The following is a 19,830-nucleotide window of genomic DNA, read 5'->3' on the forward strand; positions in this document are numbered from 1 at the left end:
GCCGCGCGTCTAGAGCGATTGCGACTTTTTCTGCTTCTTGTCCGCGGGCACGGTGAGCGGCAGGTCGGTATCTTCGAGAAGGACGGAGGCTTCGAGCTGCTGCAGCGCGCCGTAGCTGTTCGCGTAAGCTTCCGCCGAGATACGCCATTGCCGGGCAAGCTGCTGGGTGCGGGCCGGAAGCCGCTGCATGGCGAGCAGTGCGCCTGCGACATCGCCCTGCGAAAGCCGTGTCGCCATATCGGCGAGCCGCGCTTCGTTGGCGGTCTGCGTCGCGGAGGCGCCCTTTTCGCGGACCTGCACGAGACTGGCCACACCGGCCTTGAATTGCGACCAGAGCGAATCCGCCTTTTCGGGGGCCGCGCTTTCGGCGAGCTGGGGCCGGATCTGTTCGAAGCGGCTGCGCAGCACGGCGAGCGTCGGCGCATCGGGCGACGCGGTGAGCAGCCGTTCGACGGCATCGGCATCGGCGGCGGCGAAATGGCGGCGCAGCGCCGGAGCGAGCACAGCGAGGCTCTGGCCCTGTTCGGCGGCGCGCCTGGCCGCCGTGACCAGCAGCACGCCGCGCGCCTTTTCAGCGCTTGCGGCGGCCGCTTCGATCGAGCGAGCGGCATTGCCGCCGACCTGCTCGATCTTCACGTTGAGACCTGCAAGCTCTGCGGAGACGTTGTCGAGACGCGTCGACGCCTGCGCCTGTCCGCGATCGAGCGCTTCGATGCGCGCTTCAAGCCGCGCCAGACGCTCCGACCCGGGGCCGGTGCCGAGTGCGAGCGGCATGGGGTCGTTCAGCGCGGGCGGCGTGCCCGCGCCGTCCACCATCGGCGCAGGTGCGCTCGGGCGGGTTTCGAGCGCGGTGACGCGCGCTTCGAGCTGCGTGATCGCGCCGGCCTCGCGCTCGACGCGTGCCGCGATCGATTCGACGTCGGGGCGCTGCAACGCACCGGGCAGGCGCGTGCGAATATTCGTTTCGAACCATGGGCTGAGGAGCAGCCCGGCCGCGAACAGAAGCAGGCCGGCCACAAGCACCCAGGGCAAAGAGTTGCGCGGTCGCGGCGTTTCGCGGGTTTCGTCGTCGATCATCGCGTCCTCGTCAGCGGTGCCTTACGCTTCTGCTTCTCGCACAACAGCCCCGCTGCCGCAAACAACGCGTCCTCATCCGGCGCGGCAGCAACCGCACGGGCGGCCCAGCCGGAACCCGAAGCGTCGGCCGCATTGCGGCTGATCGCCGAGAGGCGCACATCCTTGCGGTGCGCACCAAGCGCGGCGCCAAGCGCCTCTCCGCCGAGCGGCGAATAGACGAGCGCAACCTCGGCGGCCTGTGCCGCCTTGCGCTCCGCGTCGGACCAGCGGTTGAAGTGCGCGCCGTAAACAACGCGGCGTTCGACCCTGAGCCCTGCCGGCGGTGGATAGCTGGCGATTTCAATGCCGGAGAGATGCAGAATATCGCCGACGCCTTCCTCGGCGATGGCGGCGAGCAACTCTCCGCCGTCCCGCACCTCTGGCGTGCGGATATCGGTGAAGCCCGCGTCCTGCGCGGCGGCGGCGGTGCGCGCACCAACGCAGAAGCAGGGCAGGCCAAGATAGGGGGCCATCGCCGGGCCGCCTTCGCGCGCTGCCGCGGCGCTTGTCAGCATGACAGCCTCCGGCATGGCGGCAGGCGGCGACCATTCCTTCGCCTTCACCTCGAACAGCGGGGCGACCACGGGCTCATGGCCAAGCGCGCGGAGGCGCTCGGCAGTGTCGGCTGCACCGGGCTGCGGGCGGGTGATCAGGACACGAGTCATGCTACAAAGAGACTCCGAAGGGCGGGCGATGCCCGGTTCAATAGTGTTCTTGCGAGGGTTTCAGCGGCGGTGGCCGCGTCGCTTTCCGAAAAACGCGCTTCCGCCGCGATGCGTTCCTGACCATCCGTGCTGAGGATTTCGGCGCGAAGATGGAAGTCTGCGCCGTCCCGCTCGGCAAGCGCGGCGACGGGGCTGTGGCAACTGCCGCCGAGCGCCGCGGCGAAGGCGCGCTCGGCGACGAGCGCCGTCATCGCGTCGGCGTCGTTTATGGCGGCGAGGTGCCCGAGGACGGTATCGTCGCCGGTGCGGGCTTCGATCGCGATGATCGCCTGTCCCGGCGCGGGGAGCATCGCCTCAACAGGTATGGGCGCGCCGACATCGTGCATTCCGAGCCGAGCGAGTCCCGCGCTTGCGAGCAATGTCGCATCGGCTTCGCCGGCATCGATGCGGGCAAGCCGCGTCGCGACGTTGCCGCGGAACGGTACGAGGCCGAGGCCGGGGACGCGCGCGAGAAGCTGCGCGGCGCGGCGCGGCGAGGTGGTGCCGACGCGCATTCCCGGCCTCAACGCGTCGAGGCCGGAGACGCCGATGATTCGTTCGCGCACGTCGGCGCGGGGAAGCGCCGCGGCGAGGGCGATCGCATCCGGCCGGATGCTTTCCATGTCTTTCGCGGAGTGGACGGCGAAATCGATGTCTCGGGCGAGGAGTGCGCGGTCGAGCTCCTTGGTCCACAGCGCCTTGCCGCCGATCTCGGCGAGGGGACGGTCCTGCACCTTGTCACCGGTGGTCTTGATCGGGACGATTTCGACACTGTCTTCCGGCCAGCCGTGCGCCGCGACGAGCGCGGCGGCGACGGCGCGCGCCTGGACAAGCGCGAGTGGCGACCCGCGCGTTCCGAGTTTCAGAGGCTCAGCCTTGTGCATGGGGGGCGGCGTATCTAGTTACGAGCCCGGAGACAATATGATCGTTCTGGGTCTGGAATCGAGCTGCGACGAAACGGCAGCGGCGCTCGTCGACGGAAACCGCACCATTCTTGCCCAGCGCATCGCGGGGCAGGAGGAGGCGCACCGCCCCTATGGCGGCGTGGTGCCGGAGATCGCGGCGCGCGCGCATGTCGACCGGCTGGCGCCGCTTGTGGAAGACGTGATGGCCGAGGCCGGACTGGGGTTCGGCGATCTTGATGCCGTTGCGGCGACGGCGGGGCCGGGGCTGATCGGCGGGGTGATGGTGGGGCTCGTGACCGGCAAGGCGCTGGCGCTGGCGAGCGGCAAGCCGCTCGTCGCGGTCAACCACCTCGAAGGTCATGCGCTTTCGGCGCGGCTGGCGGACCCTGGCCTCGAATTTCCGTATCTGCTGCTGCTGACATCGGGCGGGCACTGCCAGCTGCTCGGCGTGGAAGGCGTCGGGCGCTACCGGCGGCTCGCCACGACGATCGACGACGCGGCGGGCGAGGCGTTCGACAAGGTGGCGAAGATCCTGGGGCTCGGCTTTCCGGGCGGCCCCGCGGTGGAGCGTGCGGCGAGGGACGGCAACCCGAAAGCGGTGCCGCTGCCGCGCCCGCTCGTGGGGAGCGGGGATTCCAACTTCTCGTTCGCGGGACTGAAAAGCGCGGTGTTGCGTGCGGCCGGCGGGTCGGTGCCCGATCTGGCGGCGAGTTTTCAGCAGGCGGTGGTCGACTGTCTTGTCGATCGGACGCGGATCGCGCTCGGGCGTATGCCGGAGGCGACGCGGCTTGTCGTGGCGGGCGGTGTCGCGGCGAACGGTGCGATCCGGGCAGCGCTGCAGCGGCTCGCCGACGACAGCGGCATCGGTTTCACCGCGCCGCCGCTCGCACTCTGCACGGACAATGCTGCGATGATCGCATGGGCCGGAATCGAACGGCTGCGCGCCGGATATACTGATGCGCTCGACGTGCCGGCGCGCGCGCGCTGGCCGCTCGATCCGGACGCGGAGCCGGTGCGCGGGGCAGGAGTGAAGGCATGAAGGTTGGCGTGATCGGCGGCGGCGCGTGGGGCACGGCGCTTGCGGAGGTCGCTGCGGGAAGCGGCGACGTGGTGCTGTGGGCGCGTGAGCCCGACGTGGTCGAGGACATCAATGTCGCGCGCGAGAACCGTCTGTTCCTGCCCGGCGTGCGGCTTTCCGAAGCGATCACCGCAACGGGTGATCTTGATGCGCTCGGCGATTGCGGGATGCTGCTCGTCGTGGCGCCTGCGCAGCATGTGCGCAGCGTGCTTGGCGGCGTGCCGAACCGGGATACGCCGATCGTGCTCTGCGCCAAGGGCATTGAAGCGTCGACGCGGCGGCTCGTTGGCGAGGTGGCGGGCGAGGTGCTACCGGACGCGCCGCTCGCCGTGCTTTCCGGGCCGACGTTCGCGCGCGAGGTGGCGATGGGGCTGCCGACCGCGATTACATTTGCGTGCGCCGACCGCGCGCTCGCCGAGCAGCTGATCGCGCGCATCGCTGCGCCGCGCTTCCGCCCTTACTGGACCGACGACGTGATTGGCGCGGAGGTGGGCGGCGCGATCAAGAACGTGCTCGCGATCGCGTGCGGCGTCGTCGTCGGGCGCAGGCTCGGCGAGAACGCGCGCGCCGCGCTCATCAGCCGGGGCTTTGCCGAAATGCTGCGCTTCGGCATCGCGAAGGGCGCGCGTTCCGAAACGATGCGCGGGCTCTCCGGGCTTGGCGATCTGGTGCTTACCTGCTCCTCGACGCAGTCGCGCAATTTCTCGCTTGGGCACGGGCTCGGTGAAGGCAAGAGCGCCGGGGAACTGCTCAGCGACCGGCTGACGGTGGCCGAAGGGGCGTTCACGGCGCCCGTCCTGCAGGCAGCGGCGGATGAGCTTGGCGTCGACATGCCGATCACGCGCGCGGTGTGCAGTTTGCTCGACGGCAGCGCGTCGGTGGATACGGTGATCGCCGAGCTGCTTTCCCGACCGCTGCGCAGCGAGGACATTTGAGTCAGCTCTTGTCGGCAAATTTTACAACCGAATAACAAGATTGCTGTGCCGGAATATTAACCATATGTTTTCGCTGAGTTTCGCCAATGTGGCGCGGCTCTTGCTTGGACCCGCCCCATCTGCGTGACCGCCACGCGGCACGCCGTGCGTACCCCTGCTGGGAGGGGTTTGCGTCTCTGGTATCAGGGTGGGAAAACATGCAAAAATCCATTCTCGTTGGAGCCTCTGCGATTGCGCTGGGGCTGGTTGCTTCGTCGTCTGCGCTTGCCGGTGGAATCACCAAGGTTTCGATGGCGGACAACAAGGCTCTGCTGCAGCCGAAGCTGGTGGTTTCAAGCGCCAGCCAGGTGAACGATCCGCAATTTAAGATTGGAGCGAGCGCCTATTCGGGCGTCGGCGGTCTCATCATGAACACGGATTCGCTCGATGCGGCTGGGTTCATCACGGTCTGCACCGGCACCTTTATCGCCGCGGATGTCGTCGTCACGGCGGCGCACTGCGTTGATGATTCCGATCTCAACCGGATCCGCTTCCGCACGGGCGCGGGCAATGGCCTTGCCGGCACGACCTTTGACGCCGAATACGAAGCCTTCAGCTACTGGGTCCATCCCGACTTCGATTTTCCGAGCAACGACATCGCGTTCATCAAGCTGAAGAAATCGGCGGCGAACGGCGAAGAGATCTACGGGGTCTACACGGAGAACGATGAACTCGGCCAGATTCACACCAAGGTGGGCTTCGGCACGACCGGCGAAGGCACGGCGGGCACGCGCGGCATCACGCCCGCGACGGACGATTTCGACAAGCGCGCCGGTAACAACATTTACGAAGGGCTCGGCAGCGACATTTTCTCGGATGTCGGCGACGGCGTGCTGCTGTTCGACTTTGACAGCGGCCTCGACGAGAATGACGTGTTCGGCACGGTGGACCGCGCCTTCTGCGGCGGGCTCGAACTCTGCTTCGCGCACGACACCGGCGTCGTGATCGACGGCGTGAGGACGGAAGCGAACAGCTCGCCGGGCGATTCGGGTGGTCCGACCTTCATCGACGGCCTGATCGCGGGCATCACCTCGTTCGGCATCACCGGGGGCATATTCGACGGCGGTTGCGGCCCGGGCTTCATCGATCCCGATTCGAACGCGCCTGGCGTCGATGCGGGCGTTACGCCGGTGTCGAACGCCTGCACCAACTCGAGCTTCGGCGAGATATCGGGCGACACGCGCGTGTCGTTCTACCTCGACGAGATCTATGCGATGCTGCGGGGCGACCTGCGCATGATCTTCCTGCCCGAGCCGGGCATGATCGGCCTGTTCGGGCTTGGTGTCGTCGGAGCGCTCGCCGCGCGCCGCCGCCGCAAGACCGCATAACTTCCCCCGAACGCCGCAGCCCCCCGGCCCGCGGCGTTTCTAAAAAGGCATCGCCGTCAGAAATCGACGGCGATGCCTTTCCTTTCCCAGTCTCCGTAACGCACCGGATCAGGGCCGGCGGGTCCGCCCTCTTCCTTCACCTTCGGCGCCGCATCGGGCTTCAAGGGCTTGGCCGCTTTCGCGGGCTTCTTCTCTTCCATCGGGCTCTTCCACCATATTCATAGCTGTGCGTGCGCGGGCGGGCGCGGCACCATGCGGGTGAGATAGGGGGAGGCAGACGACATGAAAAGCCTTGAAGGCCGAGCCATTGCCGTAACGGGCGCCGGAAGCGGCATCGGGCGCGCGCTCGCGATCGGGCTCGCCAAGCGCGGGGCGAAGCTGGCGCTTTCCGACAAGGACGCGGCCGGTCTCGCCGAGACCGCGCGGATGCTCGGCAACTATCCGCATACAAGCACGACGTTCGACGTGACGGACGAAGCGGCGCTGAAAGATTGGATCGATGCCGCCGCCGCCGAATTCGGCAAGCTCGACGGCATCATCAACAACGCGGGGCTTTCGGTGGTGGCGCCGTTCGCAGACACGCCGAAGGCCGATTTCGACCGGGTGATGGCGGTGAACTTCGATGCGGTGGTGAACGGCTGCCGTCATGCCATCCCGCACCTGCGGAAATCCAAGGATGCGTGGCTGGTGAACATCTCTTCGGTTTTCGGCATGATGGGCTACCCCACCCAGTCCGCCTACAACGCTTCCAAATATGCGGTGCGTGGGCTCACCGAGGCGCTGTATCTGGAACTCGCCGAGACCGATCCACACATCAGCGTGATCCGCGTGCACCCCGGCGGCATCAAGACCAACGTCGCGCGCAACGCGAAGTTCATCAAGAGCATGGACGGACGGACAAATGCGCTCGATTCCGGCGACGAATTCGAAAAGGCCGCGCGCACCACGCCCGACGAGGCGGCCGAAACGATCATCCGCGGTATGGAGCGGGGACAGCACCGTGTGCTCATCGGCAACGATGCGCGCTTCATCGACCTGATGACACGCTTGTTCCCGGTTGGATATTTCCGGCGCATCGGCGGCTTCCTCGGCAGCGGAAAGTCTTGAAGCGGGGCGGGCGGCTCCCGATAATATGACGCGAGGAACGAAGGAGCCTCGCGTAACATGGGTCAGATGAAGACGGTGATGCTGCTGGCGGCGCTGACGGCGCTGTTCATGGGGCTGGGCTACATGCTCGGCGGCAGTGGCGGTGCGCTGATCGCGCTTCTGATTTCCGGCGGCATGAATCTGTTCGCGATCTGGAACGCGGACAAGATGGTGCTGCGGATGCACAACGCGCGCGAGGTGGACGAACGGAGCGCACCGGAATTCGTGGGCCTGGTGAAAAACCTCGCGCTGCGTGCGGGCCTGCCGATGCCGAAAGTGTTCATCATCGATACCGATGCCCCGAACGCGTTCGCGACGGGACGCAACCCGGAGAACGCCGCGGTTGCGGCAACCACCGGCCTGCTGCGCATCCTCGACCGGGACGAGATCGAGGCGGTGATGGCGCATGAACTCGGCCACGTGAAAAATCGCGACACACTGCTGATGACGGTGACGGCGACGCTGGCCGGCGCAATTTCGATGCTTGGCAATTTCGCGTTGTTTGCGGGCGGCAACAACCGTAACCCGCTCGCGATCATCGCGGCAGTGATCGTTGCGCCGCTGGCCGCGATGCTGGTGCAGATGGCGATCAGCCGCACGCGTGAATATGGCGCGGACCGCGCGGGTGCCGAAATCAGCGGCAAGCCGATGAAGCTCGCCTCCGCACTCCAGAAGCTCGCGGCGGGCGCGGCGCGCATCCCCAACCCCTATGCGCAGAGGAATCCGGCGGCGGCGCAGCTCTATATCGTCGAGCCGCTGATGGGCGGCGGCATGGACAATCTGTTCTCCACGCACCCGAACCCTGAAAACCGCGTCGCGGCGCTCAGCCGCATCGCGCAGGACATGGGGCAGGGCACGCGTCCGCAGAGCATTCAGGAGGCCGCCCAGCGCGGCCGTGTGAGCGCGCTCGATCCGCTCAAGCGTCGTCGCTGAGCATGGAGCAGATTTCCGGTGTACCCGCGCGCGCCGCGGCGCTCGCGCTCCTGCAAGCCGTGCTTTGGCGCGGCGAGCCGCTTGACCGCAGCATCGACCGCGCGTTCCGCAAGCTCGATGCGCCCGCCGATCGCGGCCTCGCGCGCGCCATCGTTTCGGGCGTGCTGCGGCATCTTCCCGATCTCGATGCGCTGATCGACGGCGCAACGAAGAAGCCGCTGCCCGACGATGCCCGCGCGCGCATGGTGCTGCGCATGGCGCTCGTTCAGACGATCCTGCTGGAAACGCCGCCGCACGCGGTGATCGCGACGGCGCTGCCGCTCCTTGAAGGCGGACCGCGCAGGCTTGCGCACGGGGTGCTTTCTACCCTGCTGAAGCAGGGCGCGACGCTGCCGTCTCCGCCCACGCTGCCTGATATGTGGACGGTGCGCTGGGGCACATCGTGGGGCGAGGATGTGATCGCGGCTGCTTCCGTGGGGCTTGGGGCGGAGCCGCCGCTCGACCTGACGCTGCGGGATGCTGCCGATACGGCGGCGTGGGTGGAACGGCTGGGCGGTACGTCGCTGGTGCCCGGCCATGTCCGGCTCGCGCGGCATGGGCGCATCGAAGAGCTGCCGGGATTCGAAGAGGGCGCATGGTGGGTGCAGGATCTGGCGGCGTCGCTGCCCGCGCGGTTGCTGGCCGCAAAGGCGGGAGAGACGGTCGCCGATCTTTGCGCGGCACCGGGCGGCAAGACACTGCAGCTTGCCGCGGCAGGCGCGCAGGTGATCGCGCTCGACATTTCCGAAAATCGCATTGCGCGGGTACGCGAAAATCTCGAACGCACGGCGCTTTCGGCGGAGGTGGTCGCGGCTGACGCGCTGAAGTGGAAACCGCCTGCGCTGCTCGATGCCGTGCTGCTCGATGCGCCTTGTTCGGGCACCGGCATCTTCCGGCGGCACCCGGACGTCCTCCACCTGAAATCGGCGCGCCAGATCGGCGAACTCGTGCGGATGCAGGCAGCGCTGATGGATCATGCGTTCGACACGCTGAAGCCCGGCGGGCGGATGCTCTATTGCGTGTGTTCGCTGGAACGGGACGAAGGCGAGTCGCAGGTCGCGGCGTTCCTTTCGCGGACGCCGTGGGCGCGCGTGATCCCGGTGGCGCCGGATGAACCTCCTGCCGGAATCGCGCCGAATCCCGAGGGTTTCGTGCGGACACTGCCCGGCCAGCTTGCCGCCGACGGGGGCCTCGACGGGTTTTTCATGGCGCGCATCGCGAGGGTTTGAGGCGCGAATTTGACCTCCCGGCACGGGATGTTAAAGCCGGTCACATGCAGCAGCCTGTCCGTATCGCGCCTTCCATCCTTTCCGCTGATTTTGCCGAGCTCGGCGCCGAGGTGCGCCGCATCGATGCGGCGGGTGCGGACTATATCCATGTCGATGTGATGGATGGGCATTTTGTGCCCAACATCACGATCGGACCTGCCGTGGTGAAGGCGTTGCGGCCGCACACGGCGAAACCCTTCGACGTGCATCTGATGATCGCGCCGGTCGATCCGTATCTCGAAGCCTTCGCGGCAGCGGGCGCGGACATTCTTTCCGTGCACCCCGAATCGGGGCCGCACCTGCACCGCACGGTCCAGACGATCCGCGCGCTCGGCAAGAAGGCGGGCGTGGTGCTCAATCCCGCGACGCCGCTCAGCGTGCTCGACTATGTGATCGAAGATCTCGATCTTGTGCTCGTGATGAGCGTGAATCCTGGTTTCGGCGGGCAGTCGTTTATCGACAGCCAGCTTCGCAAGATCGAGGCGATCCGCAAGCTGATCGACGCGACCGGCAAGACCATCGACCTTGAAGTCGACGGCGGCATCGACACGGCGACCGCGCCGCGCGCCATCGCGGCGGGCGCGGACGTGCTTGTGGCGGGGACGGCGACGTTCCGCGGCGGCCCGGATGCCTACGGAGCAAACATCGCGCGGCTACGCGGAGGCGGCGCGGCGTGAGTGATGCGGGCGGCAGGGACGACGGCGGGCGAGACGGCCAGCGCTTGACGCGCGGGCGCGGTGCTGCGCGGACGCTCGGTGCGCGCCTCTCTGAAAAGCTCGCCCGCATCGGCTATGCGACGCCGCTCCACAACCGCAAGCTGCGCGGACGGCCGCCGCTGAAACTGCTCGCCGTGACGGCGGACCCGATTGCAGGCGATATTGCCCAGGGCCGGGAGATCACCGCGGGCAAGCTCAGCTTCGGCGGGCATACGGAAGCGGTCCGCACACTCAACTTCGCGACGTCGCGCGCGCCCCTTGCGTGGCGGGAATGGTTACACGGCTTCGAATGGCTGCGCGACCTTGCGGCGGCAAGTGACCGCAAGAAGGGCGCGATCATTGCCGAGCTGGTCGTCGAGGCGTGGCTCGCCAGCTACCGCGAGTACGACGAACTCGCATGGCGCGCCGATCTCGCGGGACGGCGGCTGATGTTCTGGCCGCTGTATGCGCCCTATATCCTGTCGCGCAGCGAGCCGATCTATCGCAGCCTCGTGCTCAATCATCTCGCCCGCGCCGCACGCCATGTGGACCGCGCGTGCGAGAAGATGCCCGAAGGCATGCCGCGCGTGGAGGCGTCGGCAGGCTTGCTTGCGGCGGGGCTCATCCTGCCCGAAGGTGCGGCGCGGACGGTGCGTGCGGAAAACGCGCTGCGGAAGGCGCTCGAAGACGTGCTGCTTCCGGGTGGCGGGGTTGCGAGCCGGCGGCCTTCGGACGCGCTTGCGCTGCTCGAACGGCTGCTGACGCTCCGCGCCTTTTATGAAGCGCGCAAGACCGAGGTTTCCGAAGTTGTCGCCGAGGCGATCGAGACGGTTTCGTCGGGCGTGAAGGGCCTGATGCTCGGTGACGGGCGGCTCGCTTCGATCCACGGCGGTAACGTCTGCGCGCCAGAGCGGATCGCAAAGGCGCTCGCGCTTGTCGGCGGCAACGTGCGGCCGACGCGGAACGGCGCATCATCCGGTTTCCAGCGCATGGATGCGGGCAAGACCGTAATCATCGTCGATGCGGGTCCGCCGCCCGCGAAGGACGCGGGCAGCGGTGCGCACGCGGGCACGCTCGCCTTCGAAATGTCGGACGGCGACGCGCGCATGATCATCAACTGCGGCGGCTCGGACGGCGCGGCGGCGGCGCTGCCGGATGCCCTTGCCGGTTTGCTGCGTACGACGGCGGCGCATTCGACGCTCATCGTGAACGATACCAATTCAACGCGGCTGCTCGGCGGCGGCGGGCTCGGCAAGGGCGTCGGCGAAGTCGTCGTTACGCGCCATGAGAGTGAGGAGGGCTGCTGGCTCGACGCGACGCACGACGGCTATGCGAAGCGCTTCGGCGTCATCCATCGCCGCCGCATCTTCCTTGCCGCCGACGGGCGCGACATTCGGGGCGAGGATGCACTCGAACCCGCGCGCGCGACACGGCTGCTCGGGCGCCGCAAGGCGCTGCCGTTCGACGTGCGTTTCCACCTCGCGCCGGGTGTCGAGGCGACGCCGACGGCAGACGGCAAGGGCGCGCTTGTGAAGATGGCGGCGGGGCGCGTGTGGCAGATGAAGGTGCGCGGCGGCCACCTGACGGTTGACGAGAGCATCTTCGTCGACGAAAGCGGCAAACATCGCAGCGTGGCGCAGATCGTTGTCAGCGGCGAAACGGAAAGTGGCGGCGCGACGGTCAAGTGGTCGTTCAAGCGCGCAAGCAAGTAACAGGCAGGACATACGATGAGCGAGATGCCGGTGAAGGTCACCCGGGCACTGATTTCGGTTTCGGACAAGACGGGCGTGGTCGACCTCGCGAAAGCGCTCGCTGCGCGCGGTGTCGAACTGCTCTCGACGGGCGGCACGGCGAAGGCGCTGCGCGACGCGGGGCTCGCCGTGAAGGACGTCTCCGAGCACACCGGCTTTCCCGAGATGATGGACGGGCGCGTGAAGACGCTGCATCCGAAGGTGCACGGCGGGCTTCTGGCGCTGCGCGATCATCCCGAGCACGCCGCCGCGATGCGCGACCACGACATCACGCCGATCGACGTGGTGGTGGTGAACCTCTACCCATTCGAGGCAACGGTGGCGAAGGGCGCCGCGCGTGACGAGATTATCGAGAACATCGATATCGGCGGTCCTTCGATGGTGCGCTCTGCGGCGAAGAACCACGGTTATGTCGCGATCCTCACCGATCCCGCCGACTACGCGGAGTTCATCGCGGCGCTTGATGCCAATGACGGAGCGACTGACCTTGCGCTGAGGAAGCGGCTCGCCGCGAAGGCGTTCGCGGCGACGGCGGCATATGACAGCGCGATCTCCTCGTGGTTTGCATTCGGCGATCAGGGGAAGCTGTTTCCCGATACGCTGACGCTCGCGATGACATGCGGCGGTGAACTGCGCTACGGCGAGAATCCGCATCAGAAGGCGGCGTTCTATGCGCCGCGCGGGCCGCACACGAACGGTATCGGGCAGGCCCGGCAGGTGCAGGGCAAGGAACTCAGCTACAACAATCTGAACGACGCCGACGGCGCGCTCGAACTCATTGCCGAGTTCAAGGACGCGGGGCCTGCCGTCGCGATCATCAAGCACGCGAACCCGTGCGGCGTGGCGACGGGCGCGAGCCTTGCCGATGCCTATGCGGCGGCGCTGGCGTGCGATCCGGTGTCGGCGTTCGGCGGGATCATCGCGGTCAACCGGCCGCTCGATGCGGCAGCGGCGGAAGCGATCACCGGCATCTTCACTGAAGTCGTCGTTGCGCCCGATGCCGATGAGGCCGCGCTTGCGATCTTCGCAAAGAAGAAGAACCTGCGCCTGCTGCTCACCGCGTTGCCGGACCCGGCGCGCGGCGGCCTTGCGCTCAAGACCATCGCGGGCGGCTATCTGCTGCAATCGCGCGACAACGGCAGCATCGCCGAGACGGATCTCAAGATCGTCACCGCGCGTCAGCCGAGCCCGCAGGAACTTGCCGACATGCTGTTCGCGTGGCGCGTCGCAAAGCATGTGAAATCGAACGCGATCGTCTACGCCAAGGACGGCGCGACCGCGGGCATCGGCGCGGGGCAGATGAGCCGCCTCGATTCGGCGCGCATCGCTGCCTGGAAGGCACGCGACGCTGCCGATGCGGCGGGATGGGCGCAGTCGAAGACGGTCGGCTCGGCGGTGGCTTCGGATGCCTTCTTCCCGTTTGCGGACGGGCTGCTCGCGGCTGCGGAGGCGGGCGCGACGGCAGTGATCCAGCCGGGCGGTTCGATCCGCGACGACGAGGTTATCGCTGCAGCGAACGAGAAGGGCCTCGCCATGGCATTCACGGGGATGCGCCACTTCCGGCACTAGGACGAATCGTTCTTCTTTCGCTTTGAAAGGCGTAGCTTCCCACCTTCGCAACAGGGTGAGGGAGGAAGCCATGCGTGTTCTCTGTCTCGGCATAGCGTTGGCGTTTTCAGCATCTACGGCGCTGGCGGCGGACATGAAGCTTTCGCCCGCCGATACGGCGGCGGCGTTCAAGGCGGCGGGGTTCGCGAAAAAGGGGAACCGCTGGGAAGGCTGCGGCGATCCGGGCACGGCGGCCTACACACCCGGCACGATCGAAACGGTGCGCGATGTGAACGGCGACGGCCAGCCGGAAGCGATCATCACCGAGGGCAGCAGCTATTGCTTTGGCAACACCGGCATGGGGTACGCCATCGTCAGCAAACAGGCGGCGGGCGGCTGGAAACTGATCACCGGCGGCCCCGGCATCCCGAACCTGCTCGCCACGAAAGGCGCGGGCGGTTGGCCGGACATCGAGATCGGAGGCCCCGGTTTCTGCTTCCCGGTCGAGCGCTGGAACGGCAAGGAATACCGGTTGCATCGGCATCAGTATGAAGGCAAGGCCTGCCGCCCAAGATAGGCTTTCATTCGGGTGATGCTGGCCTGCAAGACGCGGTCTCCTGCGCTTCCGGTGCTCACGGACCTTAAAGTCCGCTCCGCTCCGGTTCTCGCAGACCACGCCTTTCGGCTCAGCCTGACCCGAATGAAAGCCTATCTTCAGTCTCTGATGAAGAGTTTTGATGTCCGATCCGACCACAATCCGCCGCCTGTACGGAAGGCGACAGGCGTTTGCGCTGCGTAACCGGGCGCAGCGGCTTGTCGAGGAATTGCTGCCCACCGTGGCGGTGCCCAAAGAAGGCCCGCTGGATGCGGCGCGGCTGTTCGGCAAGGCGTGCCCGCTGGAGCTGGAGATCGGGTTCGGCAAGGGGGAACACCTCGTTGCCCACGCCGGCGCACGACCGGAAACCGGATTCATCGGCTGCGAGCCGTTCCTGAACGGCGTGACCGGGTTGCTCGGCCATATCGAGGATGAGGGGCTTTCGAATGTCCGCGTCCACGACGGCGATGCGCTGAACGTACTGGAGCGTCTGCCCGATGCGGTGTTGGAGCGCGTTTATCTGCTGCACCCCGATCCGTGGCCGAAGGCGCGGCACGCGAAGCGACGCTTCGTCAATCCCGGGCCGCTCGACTTGATCGCCGCGAAGCTGAAGCCGGGCGGCGAGTTCCGGCTGGCCACCGATCATCCTGTCTACATGCGCTGGGCGGTGATGCAGATGGCGCGGCGCGACGATTTCGAATGGCTTGCCGAGCGGGCGTCCGACTGGGAAACTCGCCCCGACGACTGGCCCGCAACGCGTTACGGCGAATGGGCTGCCGGTGAAGGACGCCCGATCTGGTATTTCCGATATCTGCGGAAATAGGGAGAATGACATGACCGCGAACGAAGCCTTTGTAACGACCACAATGGAAGGCGGCGTTCTTCGGTTGACGCTGAATGCGTCTTCTTCGCGCAACAGCCTGTCCTTCGCGATGATCGAGGCGCTTCGCGCGGCTCTCCGCGCGGCGGATGTGGACCGCGACGTGCGGGTCATCGTGATCGCGGCGGCCGGGCATGTGTTTTCCGCCGGGCATGATCTCAAGGAAATGGATGCAGCGCGCGCCGCGGAGGATGGCGGGCGCGGCGCGTTCATTCGGCTGTTCGAGGCGTGCGGCCAGCTGATGCAGGAAATCGTGAACCATCGCTGCCCGGTGATCGCCGAAGTTGCGGGCGTCGCGACGGCCGCCGGGTGCCAGCTCGTTGCGAGCTGCGACCTTGCCGTGGCGGGCAGGGCCGCGCGGTTCGCGACACCGGGCGTGCGGATCGGGCTGTTCTGCTCAACACCGATGGTGGCGCTGACGCGCAACCTTTCGGCGAAGCACGCGATGGAAATGCTGCTGACCGGCGATCTGATCGATGCAGAGCGCGCCGCCGAAATCGGCCTCGTCAACCGCGTGGTGGATGACGCCGCGCTCACCGCCGAGACGATGGCGCTCGCAGCGCAGATCGCGGGGCGATCGCAGCTGACGGTCGGCATCGGCAAGCGCGCTTTCTATGCGCAGCGCGAAATGCCGCTCGCCGAGGCCTATGCCTATGCGTCGACGGTGATGGCAGAAAACATGATGGCGGCCGACGCCTGCGAGGGCATCGGCGCCTTCATCGCGAAACGCGATCCCGTCTGGACCGATTCCTGAGGCTCAAGACGCGGACGTCAGCTTCAACAGGCGGCCGTTTTTCCCGTCCTCCAGCAGCCAGATCGCGCCGTCCGGGCCTTGCTCCACCGCGCGGATGCGGGCGTCCATCGGCCACTCGTCGGCCTTGGCCGCGGTTTCGCCATCAAGGTCTACGCGAATCAGTGCCTCGCCGGAAAGCGCGCCGATGAAGGCGTCGCCCTTCCATTCGGGGAACAGGTCGCCCTTGTAGATGAGCAGACTTGATGGCGAGATCGAGGGATTCCAGAAGACCTTCGGCGGTTCAAAGCCGTCGCCGGGCTTGTGGTCGGGGATCGGCTTGCCGTCGTAGTGATCGCCGTTCGAGGCTTTCGGGTAGCCGTAGTTCACGCCTTTGCGGATGAGATTGAGCTCATCGCCGCCCGCCGGGCCCATCTCCGTTTCCCACAGGCGCCCTTCACTGTCGAAATCGATGCCGAGCGGATTGCGAATACCATAGGCCCAGACCTGCGCCTTCACGCGGCCCTGATCGTAGAACGGATTGTCCGAGGGGATCATGCCCGTGTCGGAAAGGCGCACGATCTTGCCGAGGTTTGCGGTGAGGTCCTGCGCGGGATCGAACTTCTGCCGCTCGCCGCTCGACACGTACATCATGCCGTCGGGGCCGAAGGCGATTCGGTGGCCGTAGTGGCCGCGACCGGTGACCTTCGGTTCCTGACGCCAGATCACCTGAAGGCCTTCGATGCGGGGCGGGCCGCCCTCCAGAACCAGCTTGCCGCGCGCGATCGCGGCACCGCGCGTGCCGCCGTCTCCCGCTTCTGCGAAGCTGAGATAGATATAGCCGTTGTTCGCGAAATCAGGGTGCACCGCGACGTCGCCGAGGCCGCCCTGTCCACCGTAATCGACATTGGGCACGCCAGCGACATCGACCGTTTCGCCCCCAAGGCGGACGAGCTTCAGCACGCCCTTCTTTTCGGTGATGAGGAGGCGGCCATCTGGGAGGAAGGCGAGCGCCCACGGCTCTTCGAACGTGCCCATTTCGGCGGCGGTGAAGGGTTTGCCGCTCTTTGCCGTGGCGGCCGGGGCGGTGTCGGCGTTGTCGCCGGCGGCGGTGCCGTTCGCGCCGCAGGCGGCAAGGCCGAGCGCGGAAACGAAGGCGAGCGCGGATAGGGAGCGGATCATTGCGGCAATGTCTCCAACATTCGGGGGAATGGCCGCAGGCTAGCCAGATGTTCGGCCACTGACAAATGCCTATGGCGCTCCCCGGGCGGCCTCTCTTGCAGGGCGCGGGCTTTGCGCCTATATGAGCGGCGTTCTCCACATGGGTAGTCCAAGCGGAGGTCGGTTCCAAGGTTCGGGACCGGCGCCGAAGGGGTGTATCCGCTAGGGAGGCTGGAGTTTGACGGACACAAAAGCGCTCGAGGCACTGGTGGAGCCGATCGCAACTGCGATGGGCTTCGATCTTGTGCGTGTCGCGCTGATGAAGGGTGCGGGCGGGCTGACGCTGCAGGTGATGGCGGAAGACCCGGCGACGCGGCAGCTCACCATCGACCAGTGTGCGGCGCTGAGCCGCCGCGTGTCGGACATGCTCGACGAGGTCGACCCGATTCCGGATGAATATAATCTGGAAGTGAGTTCGCCCGGGATCGACCGTCCGCTGACCCGGCTTCAGGATTTTGCCGACTGGGCCGGATATGTCGCGAAGATGCAGCTCGCCGAACCGGTGGAGGGGCGGAAGCGACTTCAGGGGCACATTCTCGGCATCGAAAATGCTATGGTACGCATCGCTGTCGAGGGACTCGGCGAAACCGCGGTGCCGTTTGCAAATATAGCCAGCGCGAAGCTGGTGTTGACCGATGATCTCATCAAGGCAACGAAGCCGCTCTCCAGCGAGGGCGTCGACGCGTTAGACGAAGAAGAAGAGGAAGACGACTGATGGCCACCGCGATTTCCGCCAACAAGGCCGAGCTGCTGGCGATTGCCGACGCTGTTGCGCGCGAGAAGTCGATCGATCGCATGATCGTGATCGAGGCGATGGAAGAGGCCATCCAGCGCGCCGCCCGCGCCCGCTACGGCGCCGAGAACGACATCCGCGCCAAGATCGATCCGGTCTCGGGCGAAATGCGCCTGTGGCGCGTGCTCGAAGTGGTCGAGGCGCCTGAGGATCATTTCAAGCAGATCAGTCTTGTCGACGCGCAGAAGCGCGACAAGAAGAGCGCCATCGGCGACTTCGTCGTCGACCCGCTGCCGCCGATCGAGTTCGGCCGCATTGCCGCGCAGGCGGCGAAGCAGGTGATCGTGCAGAAGGTGCGCGATGCCGAGCGCGAGCGTCAGTACGAGGAATTCAAGGACCGCGTGAACGAGGTGACGACGGGCGTCGTCAAGCGTGTCGAGTTCGGCCACGTCGTCGTCGACCTCGGCCGCGCCGAGGGCGTCATCCGCCGTGACCAGCAGATCCCGCGCGAAATCCTGCGCGTGAACGACCGCGTGCGGTGCCTCATCAAGGACGTGCGCCGGGAAAACCGTGGCCCGCAGATTTTCCTGTCGCGCGCGGCGGGCGAATACATGAAGAAGCTGTTCGCGCAGGAAGTGCCCGAGATTTACGACGGCATCATCGAAATCAAGGCCGTTGCGCGTGATCCGGGCAGCCGCGCGAAGATCGGCGTCATCAGCCGCGACTCGTCGATCGATCCGGTCGGCGCGTGCGTCGGCATGAAGGGCAGCCGCGTGCAGGCGGTCGTGCAGGAACTGCAGGGCGAGAAGATCGACATCATCCCCTGGTCGCCCGACATCGCGACCTTCGTGGTGAACGCGCTGCAGCCCGCCGAAGTGGCGAAGGTCGTGATCGACGAGGAAGAGCAGCGCATCGAGGTGGTCGTTCCCGACGACCAGCTTTCGCTCGCCATCGGTCGTCGCGGCCAGAACGTGCGCCTCGCCAGCCAGCTGACCGGTCACCAGATCGACATCATGACCGAGGCCGACGAAAGTGAACGCCGCCAGAAGGAATTCGTCGAGCGGTCCGAGATGTTCATGAACGAACTCGATGTGGACGAGACGCTCGCACAGCTGCTCGTCGCAGAGGGCTTCACGGAGCTCGAGGAAGTCGCTTACGTCGAGACCGAGGAGCTCGCCGCGATCGAGGGCTTCGACGAGGATCTCGCTGGCGAGCTTCAGAACCGTGCCACCGAGGGGCTGGAGCGCCGCGAGGCCGCGGCCCGCGAGGAGCGCCGCGCGCTCGGCGTCGAGGACGCGCTTGGCGAGATCGAGGGGCTGACCGAGAAGATGCTCGTGACGCTCGGCAAGGCCGGCATCAAGACGCTCGACGATCTCGGCGATCTCGCGACCGACGAACTCGTCTCCAAGCGCGAGGGCGTGCTCAAGGAGTACGGCCTCAGCGAAGCCGACGGCAACCGCATCATCATGGCGGCCCGCGCCCACTGGTTCGAGGGCGAAGACGCATCCGGGGAGGACGCACCCGCGGATGCCGAAGCATGAGCCCGAACGTCGCTGCATAATTAGCGGTGAGCGTGAAGGGCGGGACGCACTTGTGCGGCTCGCGCTTTCCCCCGACGGCGAGGTTCTGCCGGACATCGGCGCGCGCGCGCCGGGTCGCGGCGCGTGGGTGAAGCCTGACCGCGCGCTCGTTGCGGAAGCCGAGGCCAAGGGCAAGCTGAAGGGCGCGCTGCAACGCGCCTTCAAGGGCGATGTGAAACGCGTGCCCGACGGCATGGCCGAGCGTATCGAAACCGGCCTGAAACGCGCCGCGCTCGACCGGCTGGGGCTGGAGCTTCGCGCAGGCAATCTGCTCCTCGGCAGCGACCGCATCGCAGGGGCGGTGGACAGCGGCGAGGCGCGGCTTGTGCTGCACGCCGCCGACGCGGCGCCGGACGGGGTGCGCAAGCTGGCGCAGCGGTTGCATTCGGCGGGCGGAAAGGCCAAAGCAATCGCCTTGCCCGCGGGCCGGGATGAATTGTCCTTGGCGCTCGGGCAGGCCAATGTGGTACATGCCGCGCTTCGCGACCGGCAGGCGGCGCTTCGCGTCGAGTCTGCGGTCGGCCGTTGGCGCGCGTATCTCGGCCTGCATGACGGAATCGGAATTGAGGGCGGTGAGCCGCCCGCTGGACTTGGGTTGTAAAGGGT

At 66.8% G+C, this 19,830-nt stretch carries 20 protein-coding genes; 15 read left to right on the forward strand and 5 right to left on the reverse strand.

The genetic code is table 11. From position 1 onward, the window contains the following. Positions 1-9: 9 nt before the first annotated feature. Genes DFR51_RS01745 through hemC form a run of 3 tightly spaced genes read right to left on the reverse strand, consistent with a single transcriptional unit; the run spans position 10 to position 2,704 of the window. Positions 10-1,077 (reverse strand): COG4223 family protein, encoded by a 1,068-nt coding sequence (locus DFR51_RS01745; protein WP_121047327.1) that lies wholly within the window; start codon positions 1,075-1,077, stop codon positions 10-12. Further along, positions 1,074-1,781: a uroporphyrinogen-III synthase gene (locus DFR51_RS01750; protein WP_121047328.1), complete on the reverse strand. Its 708-nt coding sequence runs from the start codon at positions 1,779-1,781 to the stop codon at positions 1,074-1,076. Before DFR51_RS01750 ends, DFR51_RS01745 begins: the two co-directional genes overlap by 4 nt. Next, a complete protein-coding gene (gene hemC, locus DFR51_RS01755) occupies positions 1,778-2,704 on the reverse strand; it encodes a hydroxymethylbilane synthase (RefSeq protein WP_121047329.1) in 927 nt (308 codons plus the stop codon). Before hemC ends, DFR51_RS01750 begins: the two co-directional genes overlap by 4 nt. A gap of 37 nt (positions 2,705-2,741) precedes the next feature. On the opposite strand from hemC, the gene tsaD reads away from it, so the two are divergent. The 3 genes from tsaD (at position 2,742) to DFR51_RS01770 (ending at position 6,105) form a co-directional block, all read left to right on the forward strand. Continuing rightward, positions 2,742-3,764: a tRNA (adenosine(37)-N6)-threonylcarbamoyltransferase complex transferase subunit TsaD gene (gene tsaD, locus DFR51_RS01760; RefSeq protein WP_121047330.1), complete on the forward strand. Its 1,023-nt coding sequence runs from the start codon at positions 2,742-2,744 to the stop codon at positions 3,762-3,764. Continuing rightward, complete coding sequence (locus DFR51_RS01765; protein ID WP_121047331.1) at positions 3,761-4,738, forward strand: NAD(P)H-dependent glycerol-3-phosphate dehydrogenase; 978 nt, start codon at positions 3,761-3,763, stop codon at positions 4,736-4,738. The genes tsaD and DFR51_RS01765 overlap by 4 nt, the downstream gene beginning before the upstream one ends. Positions 4,739-4,935: 197 nt before the next feature. Then, positions 4,936-6,105, forward strand: coding sequence for a trypsin-like serine protease (locus tag DFR51_RS01770; RefSeq protein ID WP_160119115.1), 1,170 nt, complete (start codon positions 4,936-4,938; stop codon positions 6,103-6,105). 56 nt (positions 6,106-6,161) lie between these two features. Here DFR51_RS01770 and DFR51_RS01775 read toward each other — a convergent pair whose 3' ends face one another. Further along, the gene (locus DFR51_RS01775; RefSeq protein ID WP_121047333.1) at positions 6,162-6,305 is read right to left on the reverse strand and encodes a succinate dehydrogenase assembly factor 4; all 144 of its coding nucleotides are present in this window, start codon (positions 6,303-6,305) and stop codon (positions 6,162-6,164) included. 82 nt (positions 6,306-6,387) lie between these two features. Between DFR51_RS01775 and DFR51_RS01780 the strand changes: the two genes are divergently transcribed. The 9 genes from DFR51_RS01780 (at position 6,388) to DFR51_RS01825 (ending at position 15,714) form a co-directional block, all read left to right on the forward strand. Next, positions 6,388-7,212, forward strand: a complete 825-nt coding sequence (locus DFR51_RS01780; RefSeq protein ID WP_121047334.1) for an SDR family NAD(P)-dependent oxidoreductase — start codon at positions 6,388-6,390, stop codon at positions 7,210-7,212. Between the two features lie 57 nt (positions 7,213-7,269). Continuing rightward, entirely contained in the window at positions 7,270-8,184 is a 915-nt protein-coding gene (gene htpX, locus DFR51_RS01785) for a zinc metalloprotease HtpX (protein ID WP_121047335.1), read from the forward strand. 2 nt (positions 8,185-8,186) lie between these two features. After that, a complete protein-coding gene (locus DFR51_RS01790; protein ID WP_121047336.1) occupies positions 8,187-9,452 on the forward strand; it encodes an RsmB/NOP family class I SAM-dependent RNA methyltransferase in 1,266 nt (421 codons plus the stop codon). A 44-nt stretch (positions 9,453-9,496) separates the two neighbouring features. Beyond that, on the forward strand, positions 9,497-10,168 hold the full coding sequence (gene rpe, locus DFR51_RS01795; RefSeq protein ID WP_121047337.1) for a ribulose-phosphate 3-epimerase: 672 nt from the start codon (positions 9,497-9,499) through the stop codon (positions 10,166-10,168). Then, entirely contained in the window at positions 10,165-11,898 is a 1,734-nt protein-coding gene (locus DFR51_RS01800; RefSeq protein WP_121047338.1) for a heparinase II/III family protein, read from the forward strand. The genes rpe and DFR51_RS01800 overlap by 4 nt, the downstream gene beginning before the upstream one ends. A gap of 15 nt (positions 11,899-11,913) precedes the next feature. Next, positions 11,914-13,506, forward strand: coding sequence for a bifunctional phosphoribosylaminoimidazolecarboxamide formyltransferase/IMP cyclohydrolase (gene purH, locus DFR51_RS01805; protein ID WP_121047339.1), 1,593 nt, complete (start codon positions 11,914-11,916; stop codon positions 13,504-13,506). Positions 13,507-13,576: 70 nt separating this feature from the next. Further along, on the forward strand, positions 13,577-14,062 hold the full coding sequence (locus DFR51_RS01810) for a hypothetical protein (RefSeq protein ID WP_121047340.1): 486 nt from the start codon (positions 13,577-13,579) through the stop codon (positions 14,060-14,062). Positions 14,063-14,222: 160 nt separating this feature from the next. Beyond that, entirely contained in the window at positions 14,223-14,903 is a 681-nt protein-coding gene (gene trmB / locus DFR51_RS01820) for a tRNA (guanosine(46)-N7)-methyltransferase TrmB (protein ID WP_121047342.1), read from the forward strand. Positions 14,904-14,913: 10 nt separating this feature from the next. Beyond that, a complete protein-coding gene (locus DFR51_RS01825; protein ID WP_121047343.1) occupies positions 14,914-15,714 on the forward strand; it encodes an enoyl-CoA hydratase in 801 nt (266 codons plus the stop codon). Positions 15,715-15,717: 3 nt separating this feature from the next. On the opposite strand, the gene DFR51_RS01830 is transcribed toward DFR51_RS01825, so the two are convergent. Beyond that, entirely contained in the window at positions 15,718-16,872 is a 1,155-nt protein-coding gene (locus DFR51_RS01830) for a PQQ-dependent sugar dehydrogenase (RefSeq protein ID WP_121047344.1), read from the reverse strand. 217 nt (positions 16,873-17,089) lie between these two features. On the opposite strand from DFR51_RS01830, the gene rimP reads away from it, so the two are divergent. The 3 genes from rimP to DFR51_RS01845 are packed head-to-tail and all read left to right on the forward strand — an operon-like array spanning position 17,090 to position 19,825. Continuing rightward, on the forward strand, positions 17,090-17,626 hold the full coding sequence (gene rimP, locus DFR51_RS01835; protein ID WP_121047345.1) for a ribosome maturation protein RimP: 537 nt from the start codon (positions 17,090-17,092) through the stop codon (positions 17,624-17,626). After that, positions 17,626-19,185 (forward strand): transcription termination factor NusA, encoded by a 1,560-nt coding sequence (nusA, locus tag DFR51_RS01840; protein WP_121047346.1) that lies wholly within the window; start codon positions 17,626-17,628, stop codon positions 19,183-19,185. The genes rimP and nusA overlap by 1 nt, the downstream gene beginning before the upstream one ends. After that, a complete protein-coding gene (locus tag DFR51_RS01845; protein ID WP_121047347.1) occupies positions 19,172-19,825 on the forward strand; it encodes a DUF448 domain-containing protein in 654 nt (217 codons plus the stop codon). The genes nusA and DFR51_RS01845 overlap by 14 nt, the downstream gene beginning before the upstream one ends. Positions 19,826-19,830: the final 5 nt, after the last annotated feature.

It is taken from the genome of Sphingosinicella microcystinivorans (genome assembly GCF_003634215.1).
Taxonomy (GTDB): Bacteria; Pseudomonadota; Alphaproteobacteria; order Sphingomonadales; family Sphingomonadaceae; genus Sphingosinicella; species Sphingosinicella microcystinivorans.